Annotated in this window: 25 protein-coding genes; 20 read left to right on the top strand and 5 right to left on the bottom strand. The window is 68.1% G+C overall.

Going from position 1 to position 25,443, the window contains the following annotated elements; all coding sequences use genetic code 11:
* Positions 1 to 16: 16 nt before the first annotated feature.
* The 6 genes from I5803_RS08120 to I5803_RS08095 all read left to right on the top strand — a co-directional run bounded on the left by I5803_RS08120 (position 17) and on the right by I5803_RS08095 (position 5,402).
* Positions 17 to 880, top strand: a complete 864-nt coding sequence (locus I5803_RS08120) for an ABC transporter permease (protein WP_196985863.1) — start codon at positions 17 to 19, stop codon at positions 878 to 880.
* Between the two features lie 33 nt (positions 881 to 913).
* Positions 914 to 1,693 carry a class II aldolase/adducin family protein gene (locus tag I5803_RS08115; protein WP_196985862.1) on the top strand — a complete coding sequence of 260 codons (780 nt, stop codon included), beginning with the start codon at positions 914 to 916 and terminating at the stop codon, positions 1,691 to 1,693.
* Between the two features lie 8 nt (positions 1,694 to 1,701).
* The gene (locus I5803_RS08110) at positions 1,702 to 2,844 is read left to right on the top strand and encodes an alpha-hydroxy acid oxidase (RefSeq protein ID WP_196985861.1); all 1,143 of its coding nucleotides are present in this window, start codon (positions 1,702 to 1,704) and stop codon (positions 2,842 to 2,844) included.
* 13 nt (positions 2,845 to 2,857) lie between these two features.
* Positions 2,858 to 3,646: a hydroxypyruvate isomerase gene (hyi, locus tag I5803_RS08105; RefSeq protein WP_196985860.1), complete on the top strand. Its 789-nt coding sequence runs from the start codon at positions 2,858 to 2,860 to the stop codon at positions 3,644 to 3,646.
* Positions 3,643 to 4,533 (top strand): 2-hydroxy-3-oxopropionate reductase, encoded by an 891-nt coding sequence (locus I5803_RS08100; RefSeq protein ID WP_354001639.1) that lies wholly within the window; start codon positions 3,643 to 3,645, stop codon positions 4,531 to 4,533. Before hyi ends, I5803_RS08100 begins: the two co-directional genes overlap by 4 nt.
* A gap of 83 nt (positions 4,534 to 4,616) precedes the next feature.
* Positions 4,617 to 5,402, top strand: coding sequence for an IclR family transcriptional regulator (locus tag I5803_RS08095; RefSeq protein ID WP_196985859.1), 786 nt, complete (start codon positions 4,617 to 4,619; stop codon positions 5,400 to 5,402).
* Position 5,403: 1 nt separating this feature from the next.
* Here the strand turns inward: I5803_RS08095 and I5803_RS08090 are convergent, their stop codons facing one another.
* Positions 5,404 to 6,387 (bottom strand): Bug family tripartite tricarboxylate transporter substrate binding protein, encoded by a 984-nt coding sequence (locus I5803_RS08090; RefSeq protein ID WP_196985858.1) that lies wholly within the window; start codon positions 6,385 to 6,387, stop codon positions 5,404 to 5,406.
* 98 nt (positions 6,388 to 6,485) lie between these two features.
* Between I5803_RS08090 and I5803_RS08085 the strand changes: the two genes are divergently transcribed.
* Genes I5803_RS08085 through I5803_RS08075 form a run of 3 tightly spaced genes read left to right on the top strand, consistent with a single transcriptional unit; the run spans position 6,486 to position 9,818 of the window.
* Positions 6,486 to 7,457 carry an ornithine cyclodeaminase family protein gene (locus I5803_RS08085; protein ID WP_196985857.1) on the top strand — a complete coding sequence of 324 codons (972 nt, stop codon included), beginning with the start codon at positions 6,486 to 6,488 and terminating at the stop codon, positions 7,455 to 7,457.
* An 11-nt stretch (positions 7,458 to 7,468) separates the two neighbouring features.
* Entirely contained in the window at positions 7,469 to 8,896 is a 1,428-nt protein-coding gene (locus I5803_RS08080; RefSeq protein WP_196985856.1) for an FAD-binding oxidoreductase, read from the top strand.
* 7 nt (positions 8,897 to 8,903) lie between these two features.
* Positions 8,904 to 9,818, top strand: a complete 915-nt coding sequence (locus I5803_RS08075; RefSeq protein ID WP_196985855.1) for a dihydrodipicolinate synthase family protein — start codon at positions 8,904 to 8,906, stop codon at positions 9,816 to 9,818.
* Positions 9,819 to 9,825: 7 nt separating this feature from the next.
* On the opposite strand, the gene I5803_RS08070 is transcribed toward I5803_RS08075, so the two are convergent.
* Entirely contained in the window at positions 9,826 to 10,968 is a 1,143-nt protein-coding gene (locus I5803_RS08070; RefSeq protein ID WP_196985854.1) for an alpha-hydroxy acid oxidase, read from the bottom strand.
* 74 nt (positions 10,969 to 11,042) lie between these two features.
* Between I5803_RS08070 and I5803_RS08065 the strand changes: the two genes are divergently transcribed.
* Positions 11,043 to 12,278 carry an NAD(P)/FAD-dependent oxidoreductase gene (locus I5803_RS08065; protein ID WP_196985853.1) on the top strand — a complete coding sequence of 412 codons (1,236 nt, stop codon included), beginning with the start codon at positions 11,043 to 11,045 and terminating at the stop codon, positions 12,276 to 12,278.
* Positions 12,279 to 12,313: 35 nt separating this feature from the next.
* On the opposite strand, the gene I5803_RS08060 is transcribed toward I5803_RS08065, so the two are convergent.
* Positions 12,314 to 12,769, bottom strand: coding sequence for a RidA family protein (locus I5803_RS08060; protein WP_196985852.1), 456 nt, complete (start codon positions 12,767 to 12,769; stop codon positions 12,314 to 12,316).
* A 133-nt stretch (positions 12,770 to 12,902) separates the two neighbouring features.
* Here I5803_RS08060 and I5803_RS08055 point away from each other — a divergent pair, with 133 nt between their 5' ends.
* Genes I5803_RS08055 through pruA form a run of 3 tightly spaced genes read left to right on the top strand, consistent with a single transcriptional unit; the run spans position 12,903 to position 16,501 of the window.
* Positions 12,903 to 14,054 carry an alpha-hydroxy acid oxidase gene (locus tag I5803_RS08055; RefSeq protein WP_196985851.1) on the top strand — a complete coding sequence of 384 codons (1,152 nt, stop codon included), beginning with the start codon at positions 12,903 to 12,905 and terminating at the stop codon, positions 14,052 to 14,054.
* A gap of 28 nt (positions 14,055 to 14,082) precedes the next feature.
* Positions 14,083 to 14,805 (top strand): aspartate/glutamate racemase family protein, encoded by a 723-nt coding sequence (locus I5803_RS08050; RefSeq protein WP_196985850.1) that lies wholly within the window; start codon positions 14,083 to 14,085, stop codon positions 14,803 to 14,805.
* A 34-nt stretch (positions 14,806 to 14,839) separates the two neighbouring features.
* A complete protein-coding gene (gene pruA, locus I5803_RS08045; protein ID WP_196985849.1) occupies positions 14,840 to 16,501 on the top strand; it encodes an L-glutamate gamma-semialdehyde dehydrogenase in 1,662 nt (553 codons plus the stop codon).
* 10 nt (positions 16,502 to 16,511) lie between these two features.
* On the opposite strand, the gene I5803_RS08040 is transcribed toward pruA, so the two are convergent.
* The gene (locus I5803_RS08040) at positions 16,512 to 16,745 is read right to left on the bottom strand and encodes a DUF2630 family protein (RefSeq protein WP_196985848.1); all 234 of its coding nucleotides are present in this window, start codon (positions 16,743 to 16,745) and stop codon (positions 16,512 to 16,514) included.
* A gap of 281 nt (positions 16,746 to 17,026) precedes the next feature.
* On the opposite strand from I5803_RS08040, the gene I5803_RS08035 reads away from it, so the two are divergent.
* Genes I5803_RS08035 through I5803_RS08020 form a run of 4 tightly spaced genes read left to right on the top strand, consistent with a single transcriptional unit; the run spans position 17,027 to position 21,145 of the window.
* The gene (locus I5803_RS08035; RefSeq protein ID WP_196985847.1) at positions 17,027 to 17,887 is read left to right on the top strand and encodes an HpcH/HpaI aldolase/citrate lyase family protein; all 861 of its coding nucleotides are present in this window, start codon (positions 17,027 to 17,029) and stop codon (positions 17,885 to 17,887) included.
* A 16-nt stretch (positions 17,888 to 17,903) separates the two neighbouring features.
* Positions 17,904 to 19,130, top strand: a complete 1,227-nt coding sequence (locus I5803_RS08030) for a CaiB/BaiF CoA transferase family protein (protein ID WP_196985846.1) — start codon at positions 17,904 to 17,906, stop codon at positions 19,128 to 19,130.
* Positions 19,127 to 20,119, top strand: a complete 993-nt coding sequence (locus I5803_RS08025; protein WP_196985845.1) for a cyclase family protein — start codon at positions 19,127 to 19,129, stop codon at positions 20,117 to 20,119. The genes I5803_RS08030 and I5803_RS08025 overlap by 4 nt, the downstream gene beginning before the upstream one ends.
* Positions 20,120 to 20,146: 27 nt before the next feature.
* Complete coding sequence (locus tag I5803_RS08020; protein ID WP_196985844.1) at positions 20,147 to 21,145, top strand: Bug family tripartite tricarboxylate transporter substrate binding protein; 999 nt, start codon at positions 20,147 to 20,149, stop codon at positions 21,143 to 21,145.
* Between the two features lie 6 nt (positions 21,146 to 21,151).
* Here the strand turns inward: I5803_RS08020 and I5803_RS08015 are convergent, their stop codons facing one another.
* Positions 21,152 to 22,117, bottom strand: coding sequence for a Bug family tripartite tricarboxylate transporter substrate binding protein (locus I5803_RS08015; RefSeq protein ID WP_196985843.1), 966 nt, complete (start codon positions 22,115 to 22,117; stop codon positions 21,152 to 21,154).
* Positions 22,118 to 22,186: 69 nt separating this feature from the next.
* On the opposite strand from I5803_RS08015, the gene I5803_RS08010 reads away from it, so the two are divergent.
* The 3 genes from I5803_RS08010 to I5803_RS08000 are packed head-to-tail and all read left to right on the top strand — an operon-like array spanning position 22,187 to position 25,433.
* The gene (locus tag I5803_RS08010) at positions 22,187 to 23,071 is read left to right on the top strand and encodes an HTD2 family dehydratase (protein ID WP_196985842.1); all 885 of its coding nucleotides are present in this window, start codon (positions 22,187 to 22,189) and stop codon (positions 23,069 to 23,071) included.
* A gap of 17 nt (positions 23,072 to 23,088) precedes the next feature.
* Positions 23,089 to 24,258, top strand: a complete 1,170-nt coding sequence (locus tag I5803_RS08005; protein ID WP_196985841.1) for an acyl-CoA dehydrogenase family protein — start codon at positions 23,089 to 23,091, stop codon at positions 24,256 to 24,258.
* Positions 24,258 to 25,433, top strand: a complete 1,176-nt coding sequence (locus I5803_RS08000; RefSeq protein WP_196985840.1) for a CaiB/BaiF CoA transferase family protein — start codon at positions 24,258 to 24,260, stop codon at positions 25,431 to 25,433. The genes I5803_RS08005 and I5803_RS08000 overlap by 1 nt, the downstream gene beginning before the upstream one ends.
* Positions 25,434 to 25,443 lie beyond the last annotated feature (10 nt).

Raw genomic sequence — 25,443 nt, 5'->3', positions numbered from 1 at the left:
CCCGCAGGAACTCCCCATGACTACCCTGGCTTCACCTCGCGTGGATGCGCCCCGGCGCGCGGTCGTCGGCAAACGCTCGCGAGCCCTGTATGCGGCGATCTTCATCGTGCTGATGATCGCGAGCTGCGCGTTCATCCCGTTCCTGCTGCCGTGGACGGACACGCAGATCGACATCGTCAACCGCCACCTCGCGCCGTCCTTCGGGGTGCATCCCGCGGGCACCGACGAACTGGGCCGCGACCTGCTGGCCCGGCTGCTGGTGGCAGGCCGGATCTCCCTGTCGGTCGGCGTGGCCGCGATGGCGATGAGCGTGTGCATCGGCGTGACGCTGGGCCTGCTCGCGGGCTTCTACAGCGGCTGGATCGGCAACGCCATCATGCGCATGGTCGACGTCGCCCTGTGCTTCCCCAATGTGTTTTTGATGCTCACGCTGTCGGCGCTGCTGCAACCCAGCGTCGTGACGCTGATCATCCTGATCGCGTGCACCTCCTGGATGGAGATCGCGCGCGTCGTGCAGGCGCAGGTGTCATCGCTGCGCGAGCGGGAGTTCGCGCTGGCCGCGCGCTCCGTCGGCTGCAAGGACGCGCACTTGATCTTCAAGGTCCTGCTGCCCAACACCATGCCGACCATCCTGGTCGCGGCGACGCTCAACGTGGCGCACGCGATCCTGGCGGAGAGCTACGTGAGCTTCCTGGGCTACGGCGTGCAGCCGCCCACGCCCAGCTGGGGGAACATGCTCAACCAGGCGCAAGGCTACCTGGACTCCGCGCCGTGGATGGCCATCCTGCCGGGCGCGCTGATCACGATGACGGTCCTCAGCTTCCACTTCCTCGGCGAAGGCGTGCTGGATCTCTTCGACGTCCGGTCGCGCAAGCGCTGAACGCCAACCCCCATGCAATCAACGGAGCACCACATGAACCCAGCCCCCGATAGCCTTCTGCGCTATCCCGAAGTCAGGGACAGCGTCTCGCGCGAAGAGTGGGAACAGCGCGTCAACCTGGCCGCCGCGTTCCGCCTGTGCGCCAAGTACAAGATGACGGACCTGATCTACGCGCACCTGTCCGCGAAGGTTCCCGGCAAGCCCGGCCAGTACCTGATCAATGCATACGGCCTGTTCTGCGACGAAGTCACGGCGTCCAACCTGGTCACGGTGAACTTCGACGACAAGATCGTCCATGACCCCACCGGCCTGGGCGTCAACCCCTCCGGCTATGTCGTGCACGGCGGCCTGCACAAGCGCCGGCCCGACGTGCAGTGCGTGATTCACGTGCACACCATGGCGGGCGGCGCGGTGTCGGCGCAAGCCCATGGCCTGCTCAACCTCACGCAGCACGCCATGCGCTTCCACGATCGCGTGGCCTACAGCGATTTCGCCGGCACCGCGACGAACGACGACGAGGCCGAACGCCTGGGCCGTGACCTGGGCGGGCGCAAGGTGATGATCCTGCGCAACCATGGACTGCTCACCTGCGGCAGCCAAGTGCGTGAAGCCTTCGACTTGATGTACCACCTCGAGTCCGCGTGCCAGATGCAGGTCGGCGCGCTGGCCGGCGGCAACGTCATCGTGTGCGATCCAGCGACCGCGGAATCCGTGGCCGCGTATTTCGACAAGCCCAACCGCGTGGGGCCGACGAAGGACTGGCCGGCGATGCTGCGGATGCTCGACCGCGCGGACCCGAGCTTCCGCGATTGAGCCGCCGGGTGGACCCGATCAACATCGGCGACATGCGGGCGCTCGCCAGGAGGCGGCTGCCCCGCATGCTGTATGACTACCTCGATGGCGGCACGCACGACGAACTGACGCTGGGCACCAACCTCGAGGACTTCGACCGGCTCCGGTTCGTGCCGCCGGTGCTCCAGGACGTGAGCCGCATCGACCTGGCCACCACGATCTTCGGCGAGCGACTGTCGATGCCGCTGATCCTCGGGCCGGTGGGCTCGCTGGGCGTGTTGTCCCGGCTGGGGGACATCGCGACCGCCAGGGCCGCGGAGGCCTGCGGCATCACCTCCTGCCTGTCGACGACGGCGGTGTCCTCGGTGGAAGATGTCTGCGCCGCGCGCAAGGAGCCGATCTGGTTCCAGCTGTATGTCATGAACGAACCCGGCCACCACGAGCACCTGATCCAGCGTGCGAAGGCCGTCAACTGCAAGGCGCTGGTGCTGACGGTCGACTCCGCCATCTCCGCGCAGCGCGACCGCGACATGCGGCATGGCTACACCCACACGGGCCAGGTCAAGCTGTCCAACATCGCCGACATGATCACCCGGCTCGACTGGATTCGCGATGTGCTGCTCGGGCCGCGCCTGAACTTCGGCAGCATGCCGGGGGGCAAGAACAACTACAAGCGGATCATGTCCAAGGCCGGCGGCGGGCTGATCGCGAAGGACCTCACCTGGGACACCTTCAGGGACATCCGCGCGAAGTGGGATGGGCCGCTCGTGCTGAAGGGCGTCATGACGCCTCGCGATGCGGTGAAGGCGGTGGAGTGCGGTGCGGACGGCATCGTGGTCTCCAACCATGGCGGACGCCAGCTGGACGGCGCGATCTCATCGATCATGGCGCTCGCGCCCATCGTGGATGCGGTGAACGAGCGGGCCGTCGTGATGCTGGACAGCGGCATCCGCCGCGGGCAGCACGTGGTCAAGGCGCTGGCCATGGGCGCGAAGGCCTGCCTCATCGGCCGCGGCTATGCGTACGGGCTGGCGGCCCGGGGGCAGGCCGGCGTGGAACAGAGCATCGAGATCTTCCGCAAGGAAATGACGATGACCATGGGCATGCTGGGGTGCCGCAGCATCGGCGAGCTGCGGCGCGAACTGCTGCACACGGGCGATTGGCAATTTTAATAAGGGGACTCCCATGCCGCGATTTGCCGCCAACCTCACCATGCTCTTTACCGAGCTGCCCTTCCTCGAACGCTTCGCCGCAGCGCGCAACGCCGGCTTCGAAGCGGTCGAATACCTGTTTCCGTACGCCTACCCCAAGGAGCAACTCGTCGCCGCACTGCGTGCGAACGGGTTGCGGCAGGTCCTGCACAACCTGCCCGCCGGAGATTGGGAATCGGGCGAGCGCGGCATCGCCTGCCATCCGGACCGCGTCGCGGAATTCCGGGAAGGGGTCGCGCGAGCCATCGAGTACGCCCGCGCGCTGCACTGTCCCCAACTGAACTGCCTCGCCGGCAAGGTGCCGCCGGGTGTCACGCACGGGGATGCGCACGCGACGCTGGTCGGCAACCTGCGCTTCGCCGCTGCCGCGCTGAAGCAGGCGAGCATCCGTCTGCTGGTCGAGCCCGTCAACCACCACGACGTACCCGGCTTCTTCCTCACGCGCACCGATCAGACGCTGGCACTCATCGACGAGGTCGCGAGCGACAACCTCTTCCTGCAGTACGACATCTACCATGCCCAGCGCATGGAAGGCGAGCTGGGCGAGACGCTGCGCCGGCACATGCATCGCATCGGGCACATCCAGCTGGCGGACAACCCCGGGCGCCACGAGCCGGGCACCGGCGAGATCAACTACCCCTGGCTGTTCGCGCACATCGATGCGCTCGGCTACCGGGGCCTCATCGGCTGCGAATACAAACCGGAGGCCACCACGTCCGAAGGCCTCGCGTGGATGAAGACGCTCGCGAAGGAACCGACGTGACCGCACCGCGACTGCAAGTCGGCTTCATCGGCCTGGGCATCATGGGCGCGCCCATGGCCGGGCACCTGTTGAACGCGGGCCACGCCTTGTTCGTGCATACCCGCGGAAAAGTGCCCGCGTCCCTCACGGGTACCGGGGCCGTGGTCTGCGCTTCGGCGCGCGAGGTGGCCGCGCGCGCCGACATCGTCTTCATCATGGTGCCCGACACACCCGACGTGGAGGCCGTGCTGTTCACTGAATACGGCGTGGCGTCGGGGCTCTCGCAGGGCAAGACGGTCGTCGATTGCAGCTCTATCGATCCGATCGCGACGCGCGAATTCGCGGGCCGGATCGAGGCGCTCGGGTGCGACTACCTCGATGCGCCCGTGTCGGGCGGCGAAGTGGGTGCCAAAGCTGCGAGCCTGACGATCATGGTGGGCGGCACGCCGGCAGGCTTCGAGCGCGTCAGGCCTTTGCTCGAGCAGATGGGAAAGAACATCACGCGCGTGGGCGGCGCGGGCGACGGCCAGGTGTGCAAGGTGGCCAACCAGATCATCGTGGCGCTGAACATCGCGGCCGTCGGCGAGGCCTTGCTGTTCGCCTCGAAGGCCGGCGCCGATCCGGCCAGGGTGCGGCAGGCCTTGATGGGCGGCTTCGCGGCCTCACGGGTGCTGGAGGTGCACGGGGAGCGCATGATCAAGCGCACGTTCGAGCCGGGGTTTCGCATCGCGCTGCACCAGAAGGACCTGAACCTCGCACTGCAGGGGGCGAGGGCGCTCGGGGTGGCGTTGCCGCAGACCGCGGGGGTCGCGCAGCTGATGCAGTCCTGCGCCGCGCTGGGACTCGGCCAGGCCGATCACTCGGCGCTGGTGCGCGCACTCGAAACCATGGCGCAGCACTCGGTGTAACGTATGGCAGGTGCACGCCGTCAGGTAGTGCAATGCGCATCTGCGACACGGCATGCAATCGTGGTGATGCAATAATGCCGCCCATGATCCAGAAGGCACCACCACAGCGCGAGGCGGCAGACAGCCCCCTGATGGTCAATTCGGTCCAGAAGGCGTTCCGTGTCCTGACGGCCTTCAGCCGCACCGAACCGCGCCTGACCTTGACGCAGATCGTCGAGAAGCTGGGCATCGACAAGAGCACGGCGCAGCGCTTCACGCACACGCTGCTGGTCATGGGCTACCTGGACAAGGACCCGGTGACCAAGACGCTCGGCGTGACGGTAAAGATGCTGGACCTCGCGCACATCTACCTGTCGAGCAATCCGCTGATCGCCTCGGCCATGCCCTACCTGATTCACCTCAATGGCGAAACGGGCGAAACGGTCAACCTCACCGTCATGGACGGTCCGGAAGTGGTGTTCGTCTCGCGGATGGTCGGCAGCAACCTGCTGTCCACCGGCGTGATCATCGGGACGCGGCTGCCGGCCTATGCGACGGCCAGCGGCCTGGCGATGATGTCGATGCTGCCGGATGCGGAGATCAAGCGCCTGCTCAAGGCGAGCGACCTGAAGCCGCTCACGCCCCGGACCGTCTACGAGCCCGCGAAGATCATGGAGCGGCTCAGGACCGCGAACGCCAAGGGCTATGCCCTGAGCGTCGGCGACTACTTCGTCAACGACATCTCGCTGGGCGCGCCGATCATGTCGCGCAGCGGGCTGGTGCAGGGGGGCTTGTCGCTGTCGGTGTCCATCGACCGCTACACGGCCAAGGAAGCCGAGGCCAAGTTCGCCAAGGTGGTGTCCGCCGCGGCCAAGTCGATCCTGGTCTGAGTCACTTCACCGCTTTCTCGATGACGGGGCCCCAGCGTTTGTGCTCCGACTTGACGAAGGCGTCGAACTGCGGCGCCGTCATGGGCGTGAAGTAGGCGCCGCTCGCCTCCACCTGCGCCTTGAAGGCGGCTTCGTCGGTCTTGTCGTTCAGCGCACTGGACAGCTGCTGGATGATTTTCGGGTCGGTGGCCCGGGGGGCGAACAAGCCCGTCCAGGTCAACGCCTCGAAACCGGCGAAGCCCGGCGTCTCGGCGACCGTGGGCACATCCGGGTACTGCGGCACGCGCCGGGGCGTGGAGACGGCCAGGAGGCGCAGGCGCCCTGCCTTGATCAGGCTGGAGACCGACGAGAGGATGTCCATCATGAAATCGATGCGGCCCGCCGCGAGGTCCTGGAGGGCGGGTGCGCTGCCCTTGTAGGGCACGTGCTGCAGCTGGAGCTTGCCCATGTCCGCGAACATCTCGACGGCCAGCTGCGACGGGCCGGCGCCGCCCGAGCCGAAGAACAGGCCGTCTTTCCGTGTCCGGGCCGCCTCCACGAGTTGCGCGACCGAGGTGAAGGGGGAGTTGGCGGGCACCACGAGCGCAAGCGGTGTGCTGGTGAGCAGGGCGACCGGCGTGAGCTCCTTCATCGGATCGAGCTTCAGTTCCGGAAACAAGGCCTTGGCGGTGAAGAGCGTGCCCACGCCGCCCACCACGAGCGTGTAGCCGTCGGGATCCGAGCGCGCCACCGTGAGGGTGCCCAGGCCCCCGCCCGCACCGGGGCGGTTCTCGACGATCGCGGTCGCCTTGAGCCGGTCCCCGATGCGCTGGGCCATCTGGCGGCCCGCCGCATCGGTGCCGCCGCCCGCGGGGAAGGGAACGACGATGCGGATGGTCTTGCTGGGATAGGCGCCGGACTGCGCGAGGGCGCGGCTGGCCAGCGATGTGGCCGCCAGCGAGGCGGCAGCGAGGTTGAATGAACGTCGGTTGAAGCGCAGTGTCATTTCGATTTCCGGGAAGGTGGCCCCGTTGCCTTGCGCAATCGGGGGGGTGCACGTATACTACATTCAACTTTTTCTTATTGCAATTCAATACTTCTTCCATGTCGACCGACGCGACGCTGCTCCACCTGACCGATGCCGACATCGGCCGCCTGGACCTCGGCCTGGCCGGCGTGCGGGGCGCGATCGACAAGGCGTTCCTCGCGCATAGCCGGGGCCTGCTGCGCACCGAGCCCAAGACCTCGATGTTCATCGGGCCGGGCCATGCGTTCCAGAGCCTGATCGCCGTGGACACGCAGGGCGGCTTCGCGGCGCTCAAATGGGTGGGCATGGTGCCGCCCGGCGGCGCTGCGGACGTCAACATCAACGCGAGCATCCTCCTGTCGGATGCCGCCAGCGGACGGCTGCTCTGCCTGATGGACGGCCGCCGCGCGACGGCCTTGCGCACCGCGGGCATGACGGCGGTCGCGGCGCAATACCTCGCACGCAAGGACAGTGCGAGCATCGGCTTCGTGGGCGCGGGTGTGCAGGCCCACAGCCATCTTCTTGCGCTCAAGGAGTTGCTGCCCTCGCTGCGAACCGTCCACATCCACAGCAAGACGGCGGCCAGTGGCGAGCGCCTGGCCGACAGCGCGCGCGCACTCGGCTTCGAAGCACGCGTCACCGGCGCACGGGACGTGCTGCAGCAAAGCGACATCGTGATCACCACCGTGCCGCTGGGGCCCGATTTCGAGCCCTTCATCGAAGCCGCCTGGATCCGCCCCGGCGCCTTCGTGGCCGCGATCGACGTGGCGCGCTCCTGGAAGCACGAGGGCCTGCGGGACCTCGAGCTCACGGTGGTCGACGACGAAGCGATGAAGCATTACGCCAAGCCCGGCAATTTCATCCCCGAGCTGGACCACGCCGATGCGACGCTGTCCGACCTCGTCGGCAAGGGCCATCCCGGGCGCGTCGACTCGCGGCAGCGGGCCATGCTGTTCAGCAGCGGTTCCGCTGTCGCGGACCTCGCGATCGCCACGCTCATCTACGAGCGCGCGATAAACACGGGCATCGGCACGAGGCTGGCCAATTGAGGGACGCGGCCATGTCACTGATCCCGCAATTCAGGTCGCTGCTCGGCGACGCGGCCGTGCTCACCGAAGCCGCCGCCATGGCTCCCTACGCCGAGGATTGGCGCGGTCGCTACCGGGGCAACGCCGCGTGCGTCGTGCTGCCCTCGAACACCGGGCAGGTCGCGCAGGTCGTGCGCGCCTGCGCCGAAGCCCGGGTGCCGCTGGTGCCCCAGGGCGGCAACACCAGCCTGTGCGAAGGCGCGGTGCCCGGGAAGGGAGACGAGGGCTGGGTCGTCCTCAGCCTGCAGCGGATGCGCCGCATCCGCTCGGTCGACCTGGCCAACAACTCGATGACGGTCGATGCCGGATGCGTGCTGGCCGCCGTCCAGGACGCGGCGGCCGAACAGGGCCGGCAGTATGGCGTGAGCCTCGGCGCCGAAGGGTCCTGCCAGATCGGGGGCAACATCGCCACCAATGCGGGCGGCACGGGCGTGCTGCGCTACGGCAACACGCGCGACAACATCCTGGGGCTGGAGGTGGTGCTGCCCGACGGGCGCATCTGGAGCGGGCTCAACGGCTTGCGCAAGAACAACACCGGCCTGGACCTGAAGCACCTGTTCGTCGGCTCCGAAGGGACCCTGGGCGTCATCACCGGGGCCACGCTGAAGCTGCACCCGCTCACCACCGCCTATGCCAACGCCTGGATGGCCGTGCCCACGCCGCAGGCGGCCCTGGACGTGCTGGGCCTGTTCCAGCAACGCGTGGGCGGTGTGCTCGGTGCGTATGAAATGATGAACGCGCTCCAGCTGGACATCGTTCTGGCGCATGTCGAGAACCGGCGGGCGCCGCTGGCGGCGACGCATCCTTGGCACGTGCTGGTCGAGCTGGCCGACACCGGTGGCGAGGACGCGCTGGGCGAGGCTTTGCAGGAAGTGCTGCGACGCGGCCTGGAAGCCGGCCTCATCCTCGACGTGGCGGTGGCGACCAACCGCGCCCAGCGCGATGCCTGGTGGCAGGTGCGCCATAGCGTCACCGAAGGCAACAAGAAAGCGGGCATGGGCATCGCCACCGACCCGGCCGTGCCCGTGTCGGCGGTTCCCGCCTTCATCGAGCGCGCGACGGCCGCGGCGCATGCCGTGCTGCCGGGTGCGCCCATCATCATCGTCGCGCACCTGGGCGACGGCAATGTCCACTTCATCCCGCAGGCCAGTTTCGCGCAGTGGGAATCATGGGCCGATCCGCATGCGATGGCCTCCCGCATCAAGCACGCGGTCAACCAGGTGGCGCACGAGCTCGGCGGCACCTTCAGCGCCGAGCACGGCATCGGCCAGGCGCTGACCGGGGACATGGCCGAATTCAAGGCCGACGTCGAGCTGGACCTGATGCGGCGCATCAAGCAGCTGGTGGACCCGCACAACCTCTTCAACCCGGGGCGATTGCTGCCTTCACATCCACGTTGACCGACCCATGAAACAAACACTCACCGCCGGCGCCCTGAGAGGCATCATGCCCGCCGTTCCCACACCGACCACGTCGGACGACCTCGTCAACGACGCGGCAGCTCGGGCGCAGGTGGACTACCTGTTGAAGGGCGGCGTCAGCGGCATCGTGCCGCTGGGCGGCACCGGCGAATACTGCTCGCTCTCGCAGGCGCAGCGCGTGCGCATGATCGCCACCACGGCCGCGGCCGTGGATGGACGCGTTCCCGTCATCGCCGGCATCCTCGACCCCGGCTACCACGATGCGTTCGATTCGGGCAGGGCGTTCGCCGGTGCCGGCGCGGACGCGCTGATGCTGCTCACGCCCTACTACACCACGCCGACGCAAAAGGGCATACGCGACTACTTCGTGCGCTTTGCCGACGCCTCGCCGCTGCCGGTCGTCATCTACGAGATTCCCTACCGCACCCGCATCGCCATCCAGCCCGAGGTGCTGCACGAGCTGTCGCGCCACGAGAACATCATCGGCATGAAGGCCTGCAACACGGACATGTACCACTTCCTCAAGGTGGTGGCCGGCGTGTCCTCGGATTTCACGGTGATGAGCGGGGAAGACACGCTGTTTCCGCTGCACATGGCGGCGGGCGCGAAGGCGGGGATCATCGTCACGGCAAGCGTGCTGCCGCGGACCTGGAGCGCGATCTACGCAGCCGCGAAGGCGGGCCGCTCGGACGAGGCGCTGCAGATGCACCGCAGGCTGATCCCGCTCATGGACCTCGCCTTTGCCGAAACCAACCCCGGCCCGCTCAAGTCGGTGTGGGAGCTGGTCGGCGTGAAGGCGCCGCACGTGATGGCGCCCCTGTTGCCACCGGGCGCGGAACTGCGCAGCAGCCTGCACGGCGAACTCTCGGCACGGCTGAAGGACGAAGCGGCGCTCGCCTGAACGCGGGTTACACGAGGACGTCGCGCGAGATCGCGCTCGCCTGCGATTGCCCCGTGAAGGCCATGCAGTTGTCGAGTTCGTCGCGCAGGATCTCCAATACGGCGCGCGCGCCGTGTTCACCCGCCGCCGCGACCCCGTAGAGCGGCGCGCGCCCCACCAGGACGGCGCGCGCGCCGGCGGCCAGGAACTTGGCGATGTGGCTGCCGCGTCGGATGCCGCTGTCGGCCAGGACGGTGAGCTTGCCGCCCACGGCATCCGCAATCTCGGGCAGCACCTGCAGCGCCGGCGGCGACGCGTCCATGTTGCGCCCGCCATGGCAGGAGACCACGATGCCGTCCGCGCCGAGCGCCGCGGCCCGCTCCGCATCCTGGCGTTTCATCACGCCCTTCACGACCAGGTTGCCGTCCCAGCGATTGCGCACCTGCTCGAAGTCGTCCCAGGTGAGCTTGCGCGCCAGCCTGACGTTCACTTGCTTGGTGACGCGCGTGATCGGCGTGTGGAATTCGGGCGGATAGTGCGCGAAACAGGGGATGCCGGTCGTGAGCAGATAGCGCGCGAGGACGTCGAGTGTCCACCGCGGATGCGCAAGCAGGTCCATGGCACCGACGAGGGACGGCCGGATCGGGACCCTGAATCCGCTGCGGTTGATCCATTCCTTCTTCGGGTGACGCTGGGTGTCCACCGTGAACAGCAGGTTGCGGATGCCCAGTGCCTTCGCGCGCGCGAGCAGCTGCCAGGCGATCTCGCGGTCTTCGAAGAGATAGAGCTGGAACCAGAGGTTGGCGCCGCGCGCGCGATCGGCGATCTCCTCCATCGAGGTGATCGACTGCGTCGCCACGCAGAAGGGAATGCCGGCATGACGCGCCGCGCGTGCCAGCTGCACCTCGCCGTCGTGCCAGAGCATGCCCGCGCCGCCGGTGGGCGCGACGATCACCGGCATCTGCAAGGTGTCGTCCAGGACCACTGTCGACAGGTCGGGCGCCGACACATCCACCAGGACCTGCGGGCGGAGCTTGGCGTCCTCCAGGCCGTTGCGGACGGCTCGCATGCCCACCTCGTCCTCCGTGCCCCGGTCGACATATTCGAACATCCCCCTGGGAAGGCGTCGCTTGGCCAGGGCGCGAAATTCTTCGACGTTGAGTGGAGTCATGGCTGGGATTTTAAAGATATTAGATATTGAAGTACAATATAATTGAGTGTATGCGAAACGACGAAGGAACGCGCATGAAAAAGGAAGTGGTCGTGATCGGCGCCGGCATCGCCGGGACCTGCACCGCGGTGCAGTTGGCACTGCGCGGACACTCCGTCACCCTGCTGGACCGCAAGAGCCCAGGCCGCGAAACGTCCTATGGCAACGCGGGCGTCATCCAGCGTGACGCCGTCGAGCCCGCCGGGTTCCCGCAAGACTGGGGGATCCTGCTGCGCGCCGCATTCAAGATCGGGGCGAGGGTCAGCTATCACGGCGGCGCGTTGCCGGGCATGGTGCCGATCCTCGCGCGCTACTGGTCCAACTCGCGTCCCGCGCCGCACGCGGCGGTCGCGAAGAGCCACTCTCGCCTCATCGAGCACTGCCTCACGGAGCACGGCGCCCTCATCGCGATGTCGGGCGCCGACGACCTCATCAAGCGCGAAGGCTACCGGTACGTCTACCGCAAGCCAGAAACGATGGAGCGTCAATTCAAACGCGCGCAGCGATACGCGCGGGAGTACGGCGTGAGGTTTTCGCTGGAAGACAGCGCGGCGATCGCTGCGCTGGAGCCCGCCCTCCGGCTGCCGGTCGCCGGCGCCCTCCACTGGCTCGACGCGTGGACGGTGAACGATCCGGGCGCCCTGGTGGGCCGCTACGCCGACCTGCTTGCGCGCCATGGCGGCCGCGTCGTCCTCGGCGATGCGGAAACATTGCAGCAAGCCGGCAAAGGTTGGCGTGTCGAGTCGGACGCCGGCCGCATCGAGGCCGAACAGGCGGTGATCGCGATGGGGCCCTGGTCGGCCGACTATGCGAAGCGGCTCGGCTATCGCTTCCCGCTCATTCCCATCCGCGGGTACCACTGCCACTACGACGGCCCCGGTCCCGCCTTGCCGACGGTCGATGTGGATGGCGGGTACATGGTCTCCCCGATGCAGCGCGGCTCGCGGATCACGACCGGCGGGGAATTCGGCCACCTCGAGGCGCCATCCACGCCCGTCCAGCTGGCGCGCGCGGAGAAGCTGGCGCGCGACCTCTTCGGCCTGGGCGAGCGGGTGGAGGCCACGCCCTGGCGCGGCGCGCGCCCTTGCATGGTCGACCTGCGTCCGGTGATGGGCCCGGCGCCCCGGCATCCCGGCCTCTGGTTCAACTTCGGGCACGCGCACCAGGGATTCACGCTGGGCCCGGTCGCCGGCCGCCTCGTCGCGGAAATGATGGAAGGCGGGCCGACCTTCGTGGACCCGGCGCCTTATGCGCCGGCCCGGTTCGACTGAACTTCTCCACGATGGCCCCCTCGCAGGGCCGCCGGTTACTCGATCTCCGCGATCAGTTCGATCTCCACGCACGCGCCCAGCGGGATCTGCGCCACGCCGAACGCGCTGCGCGCGTGCTTGCCGATGTCGCCGAACACCTCCACCAGGAGCTGGCTGGCGCCGTCGATCACCAGGTGGTGCTCGGTGAACGCAGGACCGGAATTGACCAGCCCGAGCAGCTTCACGATTCGCTTGACGCGATCGAGCTCGCCTGCGGCGGCCTGCAGCGTGGCCATCAGGTCCACCGCGATGGCGCGCGCGGCGGCCTTGCCTTCTTCGGTCGTGATGTCGACGCCGAGCTTCCCGGCCCACGGCTTGCCGTCGCGGCGGGCGATGTGGCCGCTCAGAAACACCAGGTTGCCGGTGCGGACGAAGCGCACGTAAGCCGCAGCCGGCGCGCCCACCGGCGGCAGGGTGATGGCGAGTTCCTTCAGCTTCGATTCGATGGTCATCGGAGGCTCCTTTTCAAAGATTTCAAGCGGGTTGGGGGTGACGTCGATGGCAGTGATGTAATATACTATATCGTATTGCACTACAGCATATTTGAAGCAGGACGCTGTCCCCGGCCTCAGAGGATTTCCGCACATGGCACCACTCAACGTCGAAGATTTCCGCATCCTGGCGAGAAGGCGCCTGCCCCGGGGCATGTTCGAGTACGTCGACCGGGGCACCGAGGACGAGGTCGGGCTCCGATCGGTCCACAGCGGCCTGGAGCAGGTCAAGCTGCGGCCCCGGGTGCTGAACGATGTGTCGGCACCCGACACGTCCACCGTGGTGCTGGGCGACGCGCTGCCGATGCCGGTCATCGTGTCGCCCACAGCGGTCGCGGGACTGCTCTGGCACGATGGCGAAGTCCAGCTCGCGAGGGCGGCGCGGCGGGCCGGCATTCCGTTTTGCGTGGCGACGCAATCGATGACCACGATGGAGGAGATCGCCGAGCGGGCGCCGGGCGCGAATCTCTGGTTCCAGCTCTATGTGTTCGAGGACCGCAAGATCGGATGGCAATTGCTCGAGCGCGCGAAAGCGCTGGGCATCCGCAACCTGCTGTTCACGGTGGACACCGCCCGCTCGCCGAAGAAGGAATGGAACACGCGCAACGGCTTCGGCATCCCGATCCAGCCGTCGCTCGTCGGCGCGATGGACCTCCTTGTGCACCCGCGCTGGACGCTCTCCGTCATGGCGCGCTACATGCTGACCACCGGCATCCCGGTGTACGCGCACTACCCGCCCGAATACCTCACGCGGATGACGCGTGCCAGTGCCATGCCCAACGTCAAGCTCGCGCGCAAGCTCACCTGGGACGACGTCGACGAGGTGCGCCGGCGCTGGGACGGCAACCTCGTCATCAAGGGCGTGATGGACCGCGAGGATGCGCAGCAGGCCGTCTTGCGCGGCGCCGACGGCATCGTGGTGTCCTGCCATGGCGGGCGCAACCTGGATGCCTCGCCGCCGGCGCTGCAGGTGCTCCCGGGCATCGCGGATGCCGTCGGGCACAAGCTCACCGTCCTCGCCGACAGCGGGATCCGCCGCGGCAGCCACATCGCGAAGTTCCTCGCCTGCGGGGCGCGGGCCGTCCTGGTCGGCCGCGCGCCGCTCTACGGCATGGCGGCGTCGGGTGAGCAGGGCGCGCACGCCGTGCTCGAGATCCTGCGCGAAGAGCTCGATCACTGCATGGCGTTCACCGGTCACGGCAGCCTGGACACCATCACCCGGGATGTCATTGCGCGTGAATGCTGATTCGAAGATTCAACCAAGGAAACATGCAATGACCATCATCGAAGGCGGCCGCAACATCTACGAAGCCGCGGTCGGCGTCATCGTGCTGGACACGAAACTGCCGCGCGCGCACGGCGACATCGCCAACGCGCGCACGTGGCCGTTTCCCATGCTGTATCGCGTCGCGCGCGGCGCTTCGGCGCACGTGGTCGTGCACGAGCGCGGCCAGGGACTGAGCAAGATCCTGGTCGACACGGCGAAGGAACTCGTGGCGTCCGGCGCGCGCGGCATCACCACGACCGGCGGCTTTCTCTCGCTCTTCCAGCAGGAGCTGTCGGCGGAATGCGGCGTGCCGGTGGCGAGCTCGTCGCTCATGCAGGTGCCCCTGGTGCAAAACCTCCTGCCGCCGGGCAGGCGGGTGGGCGTGGTCACCGTGCAAGGCGCGCGCCTGGGGCCGGACCATCTGATCGCCGCAGGCGCGCCGGGCGACACACCGGTCGTGGGCACTGAAGAGGGCGAGGAACTGACCCGCGTGCTCCTCAAGGGCGAAGCGACCCTCGACCTGGTCAAGGCCGAGCGCGACGTCGTCGACGCCGGCAAGCGGCTGGTCGAGCGGCACCCCGACGTCGGCGCCATCGTCCTGGAGTGCCACAACATGGCGCCGTATGCGGCGGCGCTGTCCAGGGCGGTACGCCTGCCGGTCTACGACCTGTATTCCTTCATCGTCTGGTTCCAGGCCGGCTTGCAGCCGCGTGAATTCGACAAGCGCTGAAACGCCCCACCTCACCCCCGCAAGGATCGAACGAATGACCACGAGCGTGCGCCACCGAACAGCAGAAGCACATGAATCGGCGAAGAACGAGCCCGTCCTCGCTTACGGCCCCGGCAGCAGTGAACGCACCGAGTTGCGCGCCGCGTTGAAGCAGCAGGCAGCGACGGTCTGCGAGATCCCCCTGGTCATCGGCGGCGAGAAGGTGTTCACGGAAGGCCGGAGCGAGGTGGTGATGCCCCATGACCACCGGCACGTGCTGGCTCGCGCGAGCAGGGCGGGCAGGGAGCATGCCGAGCGCGCGATCGCCGCGGCGCTGCAAGCGCGCGCAGTGTGGGCACATCGCAGCCTTGCCGAGCGGGGAAAGATCTTCCTGAAGGCAGCGGACCTGCTCGCCGGGCCGTGGCGCCAACGGCTCAACGCGGCCACCATGCTGGGCCAGAGCAAGACGGTGCAGCAGGCCGAGATCGACGCCGCCTGCGAAATGATCGACTTCCTTCGCTTCAACGTGCAGTTCGCCCATGAGATCGAGGCGCAGCAGCCGCTCTCGGTCGACGGCATCCGCAACAGCACGGACTACCGGCCGCTTGAAGGCTTCGTCTACGCCGTCACGCCGTTCAACTTCACGGCCATCGGCGGCAACCTCGCGATCGCACCTGCGCTCATGGGCAACTGCGTGGTGTGGAAGCCCTCGGCCACCGCGGTGCTGAGCAACTACCGCCTGATGCAGTTGTTCGAGGAGGCCGGGCTGCCGCCGGGAGTGATCAACTTCCTTCCCGGCAATGCGCAGGACATCACCGACGCCGTGCTGGCCAGTCCGGATTTGGGAGGAATCCATTTCACGGGTTCGACGGCGGTGTTCGACGAACTCTGGCTGCACACGGCGCGCAATTTGCGCCACTACCGCGGTTATCCGCGCCTGGTGGGCGAGACCGGCGGCAAGGACTTCGTCATCGCGCATGCTTCGGCGAACCCGTTGGCGCTGGCGGTCGGGCTGGTGCGCGGTGCCTTCGAATACCAGGGGCAGAAGTGCAGTGCGGCATCGCGTGCCTATGTGCCCGCATCGCTGTGGCCCGCCGTGAAGGCTTCGATGCTGGAGATGATGGGGGCCCTGCGCATCGGCGATGTGTCGGACTTCGGCAATTTCATGGGTGCCGTGATCGATCGCCGCGCCTACACCCGCCTGTCGAAAGCCATCGCCGATGCGCGCACCGATGCGCAGGTGCAGGTCCTGACTCAGGCCGACCCCGACGACAGCGTAGGCTACTTCGTGCCACCGACCCTGGTGAAGGTGGAGGATCCGCACCACCGCCTGATGACCGAAGAATTGTTCGGCCCCCTGCTGGCGGTCCATGTGTACGACGACGAGAAGTGGACCGACACGCTGGCCCTGGTCGACGAGACGAGCCCCTACGCGCTGACCGGAGCCGTGTTCGCCGAGGATCCGGCGGCCATCCGGGAGGCTCAAGCCGTGCTGCGCTTCGCCGCCGGCAACTTCTACCTCAACGACAAGCCAACCGGAGCCGTGGTGGGCCAACAGCCTTTCGGCGGCGCGAGACGCAGCGGCACCAACGACAAGGCGGGCTCCGCCTTGAACCTGCTGCGATGGGTGTCGGCGCGCACGATCAAGGAAACACTCGCGCCGCCTGTGGAATGGCGGTATCCGCACATGGAGCCGGACTCACCGGCGCGGGGATGATGCCGGCGAATCAGCCGGTATAGCCCTCGACCGTTTTCGGATCCCGCACCGCGGCCGAATCCGGGCTCTCACCGAACTCCCGCTTCGCGCGCCTCTGGCGCAGCAGGTCCCAGCACTGGTCGAGCTGCTCGCCCACGTGGCGCAGCCGCTCGGCGTTGTGGTCGGGCTTGCCCGCGTCTTCGCGCAGGCGGTTTTCTTCTTCCACCAGTTCGGAGATGTGGCGAAGGATCGTGGCGTCGCTCATGGCTGCTCCTTGAAGCTCCGGTGGAGCATACGCCGGAAGCGGCGAAGGCGGGAGCGGGCCGCATTCCGGCGCCCGCGTGGGCCACATCTCGATTCGAGCAGTCCCCCGAAATGAGCAATGTCTCCGGGACGGGAGGCCTTTTGCTTGCGGGCCGCGCCCCGCTGGCTGTCGATTTGTGGAAAACACGGATGTTCCGTCGCGCGCATGGGGGGCGGACACGCATATGCTCACGCATGGATCGGCCATCGATCCCGAACGATTTGAAGGACACAGGCTTCCCCATGCGCAGCAAACTCTTCGTCCCGGGCTCCCGCCCGGAGCTTTTCGCCAAGGCCCTTTCCAGCGCGGCAGACGCGATTTCCATCGACCTCGAAGACGCCGTCCTCGAGGCGCAGAAGCCGCAGGCGCGGCACACCGTGCGCGAATTCCTCGCGGGCCTGCAGCCGCGCAGCGGCAAGACGATCATCGTGCGCGTCAACGACATGTCGACGCCGCATTTCAAGGGCGACCTCGAAGCGGTGCTGCTTCGCGCCCTGGACATGGTGAACCTGCCGAAGATCGAATCCGCGGACCAGATCCTCCAGGCGTCCTCGATGATGGCGCGCATCGAACGCGAGCGCGGCATCACGTCGCCCATCGGCATCCTCGCCAACATCGAATCGCCGCTGGGCCTGATGCGCGCCTCGGAGATCGCGCGCGCGGACCCGCGCGTGCGCGGGCTGCAGGTCGGCTTCGGCGACCTGTTCGAGCCCCTGTCGATCGACCGCGCGGACGCCGCGGCCAAACACCACGTGCAGTTCATGGTGCGCATGGCCGCGGGCACGGCGGGCATCGCGGCCTATGACGGCGCGTTCCCGAACGTGTCGGACCTCGCGGGGTTCCGGGAGGAAGCGCAGGGCGCGCGCCGCCTGGGCTTCGCCGGCAAGAGCTGCATCCACCCGAGCCAGGTGAGCGCGGCCAACGAAGCCTTCCGTCCCACCGAAGCCGAGTGCGCCTTCGCGCGCAAGGTGCTCGAAGCCTGGAAGGACGCCGAAGCGCGCGGCGTCGGCGCGATCCTCGTGGAGGGCCGGATGATCGACAAGCCTTTCGTCGTGCGCGCGCACGAGATCCTTCGCGCCGAAGCCGCCGCCAAGAATTCCTGACGCTGGAAGCCACACCATGGACAAAGCCACCGCATCCCCCACCGAAAATCGCGGCCCGCTCACCGGCGTGCGCGTGCTCGACCTCTCCGCGTATCACGCCGGCCCCTACGGCTGCAGCATGCTCGCCGACATGGGCGCCGAGGTCATCAAGATCGAGCCGCCCGAGGGCGACAACGCGCGGCACTACCCGTCGACGCTCGCGAGCGAGGCGCGCGGCCTGCTGGGCAGCAACCGCAGCAAGCGCGGGCTCGTGCTGGACCTGAAGCAAAGGGAAGGCCGCGCCGTGCTGCATCGCATGGTTCGCCATGCCGACGTGCTGGTGCACAACTTCCGCCCCGCCGTGCCGCCGCGCCTGGGCCTCACGTACGAAGAGTTGAGTGCGTTGAACCGCGGCATCATCGTCTGCGCCGTCACCGGCTACGGCGACCGCGGGCCGCTGAAGGACAAGCCGGGCTTCGACCAGGTGCTGCAGACCATGACGGGCATCTGCGCGGGGCAGGGCAGGAAGGGCCCGCCGGAGATCGTCTACGGTTCCGCCGTGGACTACTACGCGGCCGCGCAGGTGACCATGGGCGTCACCGCCGCGCTCTACCACCGCGAGAAAACCGGCGAGGGCCAGTTCGTCGGCGTGTCGCTGCTGCAGGCCGCGCTCACGATGCAGTCGATGCGCCTGATCTGGGCGGAAGGCGAGCCCAAGGACATCCCGCGCGACATGCATTCCGGCGGCATCACGGGCTTGCACCCGACGCGCGAAGGCAGCCTTTACCTGTCCGCGAACACGCCGCATTTCTGGGGTGCACTGTGCGAGATGGTGGGACTGCCGGAGCTTGCGACGGACCCGCGCTACGACTCGATCCGCAAGCGCGCCGAACACATCGACGAGATCGTGCCGAAGATTCGCGGGGCGCTCGCCGCGCGCACCGCGCTCGAATGGGAGGCGCTCTTCGGCGAACGCGTGCCCTGCGCCGCCGCGCGCCGCACCGAGGACATGTTCGAGCATCCGCAGGTGCTGGCGATGGACCTGATCGCCGAGGTGCCGCACCCGCGCGTGGGCAGCTACCGGACGCTGCAGCGGCCCATCAGCTTCTCCGCCACGCCCTGCGGCAAGCCTTTCGCCGCGCCCTTGCTCGGCGAGCACAGCGAAGCGATCCTGCGCGAGGAAGGCTATGCGCCCGAAGAGATTGCCGCGCTGCGCGAAGCGGGTGTGCTCGGAGGCGCCGCGCCCGCGGCGAAGAGCCAATGAGCGCCGCGCAGCCAAGGCGCTGGGTGCGTCGGCCCGATGGCAGCAACTGGGGCGACTTCGGCGACGACGACCGGCTGGGCCGCCTCAACCTGATCACGCCCGAGCGGCGGCGCGCCGCATTGGCCGAAGCGCGCGAAGGCCTGGTGTTCTGCCTGTCGCTGCCGCTCGACGTCGGCCCCGGCATGAACCCGAGCCGCTTTCCGCCCAAGCTCGCGCCGGCCATCCGCGACGGCCGTCCGCGCTACAACGCATGCGCCTGCGTCGTGTATCCCGGCCTCACGGACGTGGTGTGCGACGACAAAGTGGAACTCTGGACGCAGTACTCCACGCAGTGGGATTCGCTCGTGCACCATGGTTCGCTGTTCGACGCGGACGGCGACGGCGTGGAAGAGATCCGCTACTACAACGGCTTCGGCGAGGTCGAGGCCGTCGGCACGTCTCCGCTCGGCATCCAGCACATGGCCGAGACCTGCGTGCAGGGCCGCGGCGTCCTCATCGACCTGTGGAAGCACGCCGGTGCCGCGAAGACGGTGATCGGCTACGACCAGCTCATGCGCATCATGGAGGCGGACCGGGTCGTGGTGGAGGCGGGCGACCTGCTGTGCCTGCGCACCGGCTTCGCGGACCAGTTGCTGCTGGACAAGCGGCCGGACGCGCAGGCGCTCAACGACTTCGGCGCGACACTCGACGGACGCGATGCGCGGCTCATGCAGTGGATCACCGACAGTGGCATCTCCGCGCTGATCGCGGACAACGTCGCGGTGGAGGCACGCGCCAGCGCGCCGAAGCCCGGCTTCCTCGGCAGCTCGATGCCGCTGCACGACCACTGCCTCTTCAAGCTCGGCCTGCACCTGGGCGAGCTGTTCCTGCTGAGCCCGCTCGCCGATTGGCTCGCCGCGAACGCGCGCAACAGGTTCCTGCTGACGGCGCCCCCCTTGCGATTGCCCGGCGCGGTGGGCTCGCCCGCCACGCCCGTGGCCACGGTTTGATTTCCCGAAATACCAAGGAGACATGCAATGAAAGATTGTTCGAATCCATCGCGGCGTGAGCTGATCGCCGGCCTGGGTGCACTCGCCGCCGCGGGCGCAGTGCCCGTTTCCGCCTGGGCGGCGGACGGCGATTGGCCGACGCGCCCCGTGAAGATCATCGTCGCCAATCCGCCGGGCCAGGCCGTGGACATCGTGGGCCGCCTCTTCGCGGAGTCCTTTTCCAAGACCTTCGGCCAACCCTTCGTCGTGGACAACAAGCCCGGCGCGGGCGGCCTCACGGCGACCGCGATCGGCTCCCATGCGCCGCCGGACGGCTACACGCTGCTGATCTCCTCGAGCGGCCCGCTCGTGGTGACGCCCGCCATCAAGAAGGGCATGCCCTACGACTCGCTCAAGGACTTCACGCACATCGGCAACATCGCGCTCACGCCGCAGGTGCTGATCGTCGGCGCGGGCTCGCCCTTCAAGACCGTGAAGGATGTCATCGATGCGGCCAAGGCGAAGCCCGGGCAGCTCAATTACGCGACGAGCGGCATCGGCTCCACGAGCCACTTGGGCATGGAAGCCTTCTGCTCGGCCGTGGGCGTGAAGATGACGCACATTCCCTACAAGGGCAACCAGGAGGCCTTGACGCAGCTCATCTCCGGGGACGTTGCGCTGGGCTCGGACACGGTGCCGGGGGCGCTGGCGATGATCAAGGCGGGCAAGCTGCGTGCGCTCGGCATCGCCGCGCCGGACCGCTCGCCCTTCATCCCGGACGTACCGACGCTCGCGGAGCAGGGCTATAAGGTCGAGGCGCTCGGCTGGATCGGGCTGTCGGCGCCCGCGGGGCTGCCGCGCGCTACGCTGGACAAGCTCAACCGCGCGATCCAGGCCGCGCTGGCCACGCCGGAGTTCAAGGAGAAGTTCACCTCGCTCGCGCTCGTCTCGATCGCGGGGACGCCGGAGCAGTTCGAGGGCTTCGTGCGCTCCGAGCTCGGCAAGTGGAGCGCGGTCGCGAAGGCCGCGAACGTGCAGGTCGAGTGAGGCGCGCTATTCGACCTTGACGCCGGACGCCTTCACGACCTTGCCCCACGCCTCGTTGTCGTTGCGGATCTGCCGGGCGAACTCGGCGGGTGTGCTGGGCGACGGGGCGAGGCCCAGGTCGCGGAGCGCTTTCTGCGTTTCCGGCGTGGACAGGGCCTTCACGATGTCGGCGTTGAGCTGCCGCACGATGGCTGCGGGCGTGCCTGCCGGAACGGCGATGCCATACCACTCGGGATAGTCGCCCAGTTTCGGGAAGCCGGCCTCGACCACCGTCGGCACGTCCGGCAGCACGTCGCTGCGCCGTTTGCCGAACACGGCGATCGCGCGCAGCTTGCCCGACTTGACGTGGGGTGCCACCGACGTCGGGTTCGCGAACATCATGTCCACCTGGCCGCCGAGCAGGTCGGTCAACGCCGGGGCGGCGCCCTTGTACGGGACGTGCAGCAGGTTCGTGGCGCTCGCCATCTTCAGCATCTCGCCCGCCATCTGCGGGCCGGCGGAGCTCGACGCGAAGGTGAGCTTGCCCGGCTGCTGCTTCGCCAGCTCGATGACTTCCTTCAGCGTGTGCGCCGGCAACGCGGGGTTGGCCACCAGGACGAAGGGCTGCTCCGTGCCGCGCGAGACGGGCACGATGTCCGTGAGCGGATCGAAGCCGATGTTGGCGTACATGAAGGGATTCACCGTGAGCACGCCCTGGTGGCAGAACACCAGCGTGTAGCCGTCGGGCGCCGACTTGACGGCGGCCGCGGTCCCGATGTTTCCCTGCGCGCCGGCGCGGTTGTCGACCACCACGGGTTGCCCCCAGGCTTTCGACAGCTCGGTGGCCAGGATGCGCGCGAAGGCGTCCGTGCCGCCGCCGGGCGGGAACGGGACGATGATCTTCACCGGCTTGTCGGGATAGGCGGCCGCCGCTGGCGCGGCGAACAGGAATGCTGCGGCGAACGCGGCGAGGATGAGTAACAACTTCTTCATCGAAGCGATGATAAGCGTCCCCCGGGCTTTTGCCTTGTGCGCTTCGCCGACCTGCTGCACGATGGCGGGATGGACACCATTTCCGGAAACCCCCGAATCACCGATGACGACGTCGCACAGCTTCGCAGCTGGGAAGGGCGCAGCGAAACCGTCGCCGACAGCATCACCGGCGCGCCCGTGCACGCATTGGCCGCGACGCTCGACCACGCATCCGCTGCGGCGGACCCGGGCGCCGAGCTGCCGCCGCTGTGGCACTGGCTGTACTTCCTGCCGCGCGCGCGGCAGAGCGAACTCGGCGAGGACGGGCATCCGCGCCTCGGGGGCTTCCTGCCGCCGGTACCGCTGCCGCGCCGCATGTGGGCCGGCGGGCGGCTGCAATGGCGTGCGCCATTGCGCGTGGGCCACCGTGCGGAGCGCACGTCGCGCATCGCTTCGGTGACGCACAAGGCCGGGCGCACGGGCGACCTCGTCTTCGTGGTCGTGCGCCACGATATCGCCAGCGCGGGGGGCCTCGCGCTGACCGAGGAGCACGACATCGTGTACCGCGCGCCGCCCCAGCCGGGCGATGCACCGCCGCCGCCGCAGGCCGCGCCGGCGGATGCGGTGTGGAACCGCGAGATCGTGCCGGACCCCGTGCTGCTCTTCCGTTATTCCGCGCTCACTTTCAATGGGCACCGCATCCACTACGACCGCAGCTACGTCACGCAGGTGGAGGGGTACCCGGGGCTCATCGTGCACGGGCCGCTCATCGCCACCTTGCTGATGGACCTGGCGACGCGCGAGCGTCCCGGGGCGCGCGTGGCGGGCTTCAGCTTCAAGGCGATCCGCCCGACCTTCGACCTCCATCCCTTCCGTGTGTGCGGCAGGCCCTCGGCCGACGGCAGGAGCGCCGACTTGTGGGCGCAGGACCACGAGGGCTGGCTGACGATGCAGGCCCGCATCGAGTTCGCGTGAGCGCCGGGGGGAGAGCCATGTCACGAGAGATTCCCGCGGCCGACGCCCACCAGGACATCCGGGAGGCGCTGCGCGCCCTGTGCGCCGGCTTCGACTCCGCGTACTGGCAGAAGGTGGACAGCGAACGCGGCTACCCCGACGCATTCGTGGACGCGCTCACGAAGGCGGGATGGATGGCCGCGCTCATCCCGTCGGAGTACGGCGGCTCGGGCCTCGGCCTCACCGAGGCGTCCGTCATCATGGAAGAGATCAATTTCTCGGGAGGCAATTCCGGCGCCTTGCATGGGCAGATGTACAACATGAACACCGTGCTGCGCCACGGCTCGGCGGCGCAGAATAAGCAGTACCTCCCGGAGATCGCCAGCGGCAGGCTGCGCCTGCAGTCCATGGCGGTGACCGAGCCCACCACGGGCACCGACACGACGCAGCTGAAGACCACGGCGGTGAGGAAGGGCGACCGCTACGTGGTGAACGGCCAGAAGGTCTGGATCTCCCGCATCCAGCACTCCGACCTCATGATCCTCCTGGCGCGCACCACGCCGCTCGCGGAAGTGAAGGCGAAGAGCGAGGGCATGAGCGTCTTCCTGGTCGACCTGCACGACGCCATCGGCCGGGGCATGACCGTGCGGCCCATCGCGAACATGGTGAACCACGAGACGAACGAAGTCTTCTTCGACAACCTGGAGATTCCCGCGGAGAACCTGATCGGGGAGGAGGGCAGGGGCTTTCGCTACATCCTGGACGGCCTGAACGCGGAGCGCACCCTCATCGCGGCCGAATGCATCGGCGACGCGTACTGGTTCGTCAACAAGGCCCGCGCCTACGCGGGCGAGCGCATCGTCTTCAATCGCCCGATCGGGCAGAACCAGGGTGTCGCGTTCCCGATCGCGGATGCGTACATCGAGACGGAGGCCGCGAACCTGATGCGATTCAGGGCCTGTGCGCTCTTCGATGCGCACCAGCCGAGCGGGGCCGAGGCGAACATGGCGAAGTACCTGGCCGCCAAGGCGTCCTGGGAAGCGGCGAACGTCTGCCTGCAGACCTTCGGCGGCTTCGGGTTCGCGCACGAATACGACGTCGAGCGCAAGTTCCGCGAGACGCGCCTGTATCAGGTCGCGCCGATCTCGACCAACCTCATCTACTCGTACGTCGCCGAGCACCTGCTCGGCCTGCCCAGGAGCTTTTGATGACGCGCCCGCTGGATGGAATCACGGTGGTGTCGCTGGAGCATGCGATCGCGGCACCCTTCTGCACGCGCCAGCTCGCCGACCTGGGCGCGCGCGTGATCAAGGTGGAGCGCCCGGGTTCGGGGGACTTCGCGCGCGACTACGACACGCGCGCGCAGGGCATGTCCTCGCACTTCGTCTGGACGAACCGTTCGAAGGAAAGCCTGGCGCTCGACCTGAAGCAGCCGGCGGCGCTGGAAGCGCTGAAGGAATTGATCGCCAGGGCCGACGTCCTGGTGCAGAACCTCGCGCCGGGCGCCACCGCGCGCATGGGCCTCGGCCACGAGGCGCTGCGCGAGCGCAACCCCCGACTGATCGTGTGCGACATCTCCGGCTATGGTGCGGATGGTCCCTTTCGCGACAAGAAAGCGTACGACCTGCTCGTGCAGAGCGAGGCCGGGTTCCTCTCGGTGACGGGAACGCCGGAGCAGCCCTGCAAGTCCGGGAACTCCATCGCCGACATCGCGGCGGGCATGTACGCGTTCAGCAGCGTGCTCGCGGCGCTCCTGCAGCGCGAGAAGACCGGACTCGGCTCGCACATCGACGTCTCGATGCTGGAAGCGCTCGGCGAGTGGATGGGGTTCCCGATGTACTACGCGTACGGCGGCCAGCCCGCGCCGGCGCGCTCCGGCGCGTCGCATGCGACGATCTATCCGTACGGCCCGTTCGAGGCGGGGGACGGCAAGTCCGTCATGCTGGGGCTGCAGAACGAGCGGGAGTGGAAGTCGTTCTGCGAGCTCGTGCTGCTCCAGCCCGCCCTTGCCGGCGACCGGCGTTTCGACACCAATACACGACGCAGCGAGAACCGCGCCGAGCTCAAGCGGATCATCGGCGAATGCTTCGCATCGCTGGGCGCGCAGGACGTGGTGGCGCGCCTCGATGCGGCAGGCATCGCCAATGCGCGGGTCAACGAGGTGGGAGAGCTCTGGTCGCACCCGCAACTGCAGGCGCGGGGCCGGTTCCAGGGCGTCGGGTCGCCCGTGGGCGAGTTGACGGCGATGCTGCCGCCGGGCGTCAACGACAGCTTCGAATACCGCATGGACCCGGTGCCGCGGGTCGGCGAGCACACCGAGGCCATCCTGCGCGAGCTGGGGCGCACCGGGCACGAGGTCGACGCGCTTTCCCGGCCCGGGTGACAATCCCTCC

Source organism: Caenimonas aquaedulcis (assembly GCF_015831345.1).
GTDB lineage: Bacteria > Pseudomonadota > Gammaproteobacteria > Burkholderiales > Burkholderiaceae_C > Ramlibacter > Ramlibacter aquaedulcis.
Note: the sequence above shows the minus strand (reverse complement) of the source record. Positions and strands in the feature narration are given on the sequence as shown.

Bases quoted from the DNA above. Each gene is read 5' to 3' on its own strand.
- I5803_RS08005 (WP_196985841.1), top strand. From the start codon at position 23,089: ATGTCACGAGAGATTCCCGCGGCCGACGCCCACCAGGACATCCGGGAG.
- I5803_RS08010 (WP_196985842.1), top strand. From the start codon at position 22,187: ATGGACACCATTTCCGGAAACCCCCGAATCACCGATGACGACGTCGCA.
- hyi (WP_196985860.1), top strand. From the start codon at position 2,858: ATGCCGCGATTTGCCGCCAACCTCACCATGCTCTTTACCGAGCTGCCC.
- I5803_RS08095 (WP_196985859.1), top strand. From the start codon at position 4,617: ATGATCCAGAAGGCACCACCACAGCGCGAGGCGGCAGACAGCCCCCTG.
- I5803_RS08070 (WP_196985854.1), bottom strand. From the start codon at position 10,968: ATGACTCCACTCAACGTCGAAGAATTTCGCGCCCTGGCCAAGCGACGC.
- I5803_RS08115 (WP_196985862.1), top strand. From the start codon at position 914: ATGAACCCAGCCCCCGATAGCCTTCTGCGCTATCCCGAAGTCAGGGAC.
- I5803_RS08040 (WP_196985848.1), bottom strand. From the start codon at position 16,745: ATGAGCGACGCCACGATCCTTCGCCACATCTCCGAACTGGTGGAAGAA.
- I5803_RS08055 (WP_196985851.1), top strand. From the start codon at position 12,903: ATGGCACCACTCAACGTCGAAGATTTCCGCATCCTGGCGAGAAGGCGC.
- I5803_RS08085 (WP_196985857.1), top strand. From the start codon at position 6,486: ATGTCGACCGACGCGACGCTGCTCCACCTGACCGATGCCGACATCGGC.
- I5803_RS08065 (WP_196985853.1), top strand. From the start codon at position 11,043: ATGAAAAAGGAAGTGGTCGTGATCGGCGCCGGCATCGCCGGGACCTGC.
- I5803_RS08060 (WP_196985852.1), bottom strand. From the start codon at position 12,769: ATGACCATCGAATCGAAGCTGAAGGAACTCGCCATCACCCTGCCGCCG.
- I5803_RS08035 (WP_196985847.1), top strand. From the start codon at position 17,027: ATGCGCAGCAAACTCTTCGTCCCGGGCTCCCGCCCGGAGCTTTTCGCC.
- I5803_RS08075 (WP_196985855.1), top strand. From the start codon at position 8,904: ATGAAACAAACACTCACCGCCGGCGCCCTGAGAGGCATCATGCCCGCC.
- I5803_RS08015 (WP_196985843.1), bottom strand. From the start codon at position 22,117: ATGAAGAAGTTGTTACTCATCCTCGCCGCGTTCGCCGCAGCATTCCTG.
- I5803_RS08080 (WP_196985856.1), top strand. From the start codon at position 7,469: ATGTCACTGATCCCGCAATTCAGGTCGCTGCTCGGCGACGCGGCCGTG.
- I5803_RS08000 (WP_196985840.1), top strand. From the start codon at position 24,258: ATGACGCGCCCGCTGGATGGAATCACGGTGGTGTCGCTGGAGCATGCG.
- I5803_RS08090 (WP_196985858.1), bottom strand. From the start codon at position 6,387: ATGACACTGCGCTTCAACCGACGTTCATTCAACCTCGCTGCCGCCTCG.
- I5803_RS08050 (WP_196985850.1), top strand. From the start codon at position 14,083: ATGACCATCATCGAAGGCGGCCGCAACATCTACGAAGCCGCGGTCGGC.
- I5803_RS08120 (WP_196985863.1), top strand. From the start codon at position 17: ATGACTACCCTGGCTTCACCTCGCGTGGATGCGCCCCGGCGCGCGGTC.
- I5803_RS08030 (WP_196985846.1), top strand. From the start codon at position 17,904: ATGGACAAAGCCACCGCATCCCCCACCGAAAATCGCGGCCCGCTCACC.
- I5803_RS08020 (WP_196985844.1), top strand. From the start codon at position 20,147: ATGAAAGATTGTTCGAATCCATCGCGGCGTGAGCTGATCGCCGGCCTG.
- pruA (WP_196985849.1), top strand. From the start codon at position 14,840: ATGACCACGAGCGTGCGCCACCGAACAGCAGAAGCACATGAATCGGCG.
- I5803_RS08025 (WP_196985845.1), top strand. From the start codon at position 19,127: ATGAGCGCCGCGCAGCCAAGGCGCTGGGTGCGTCGGCCCGATGGCAGC.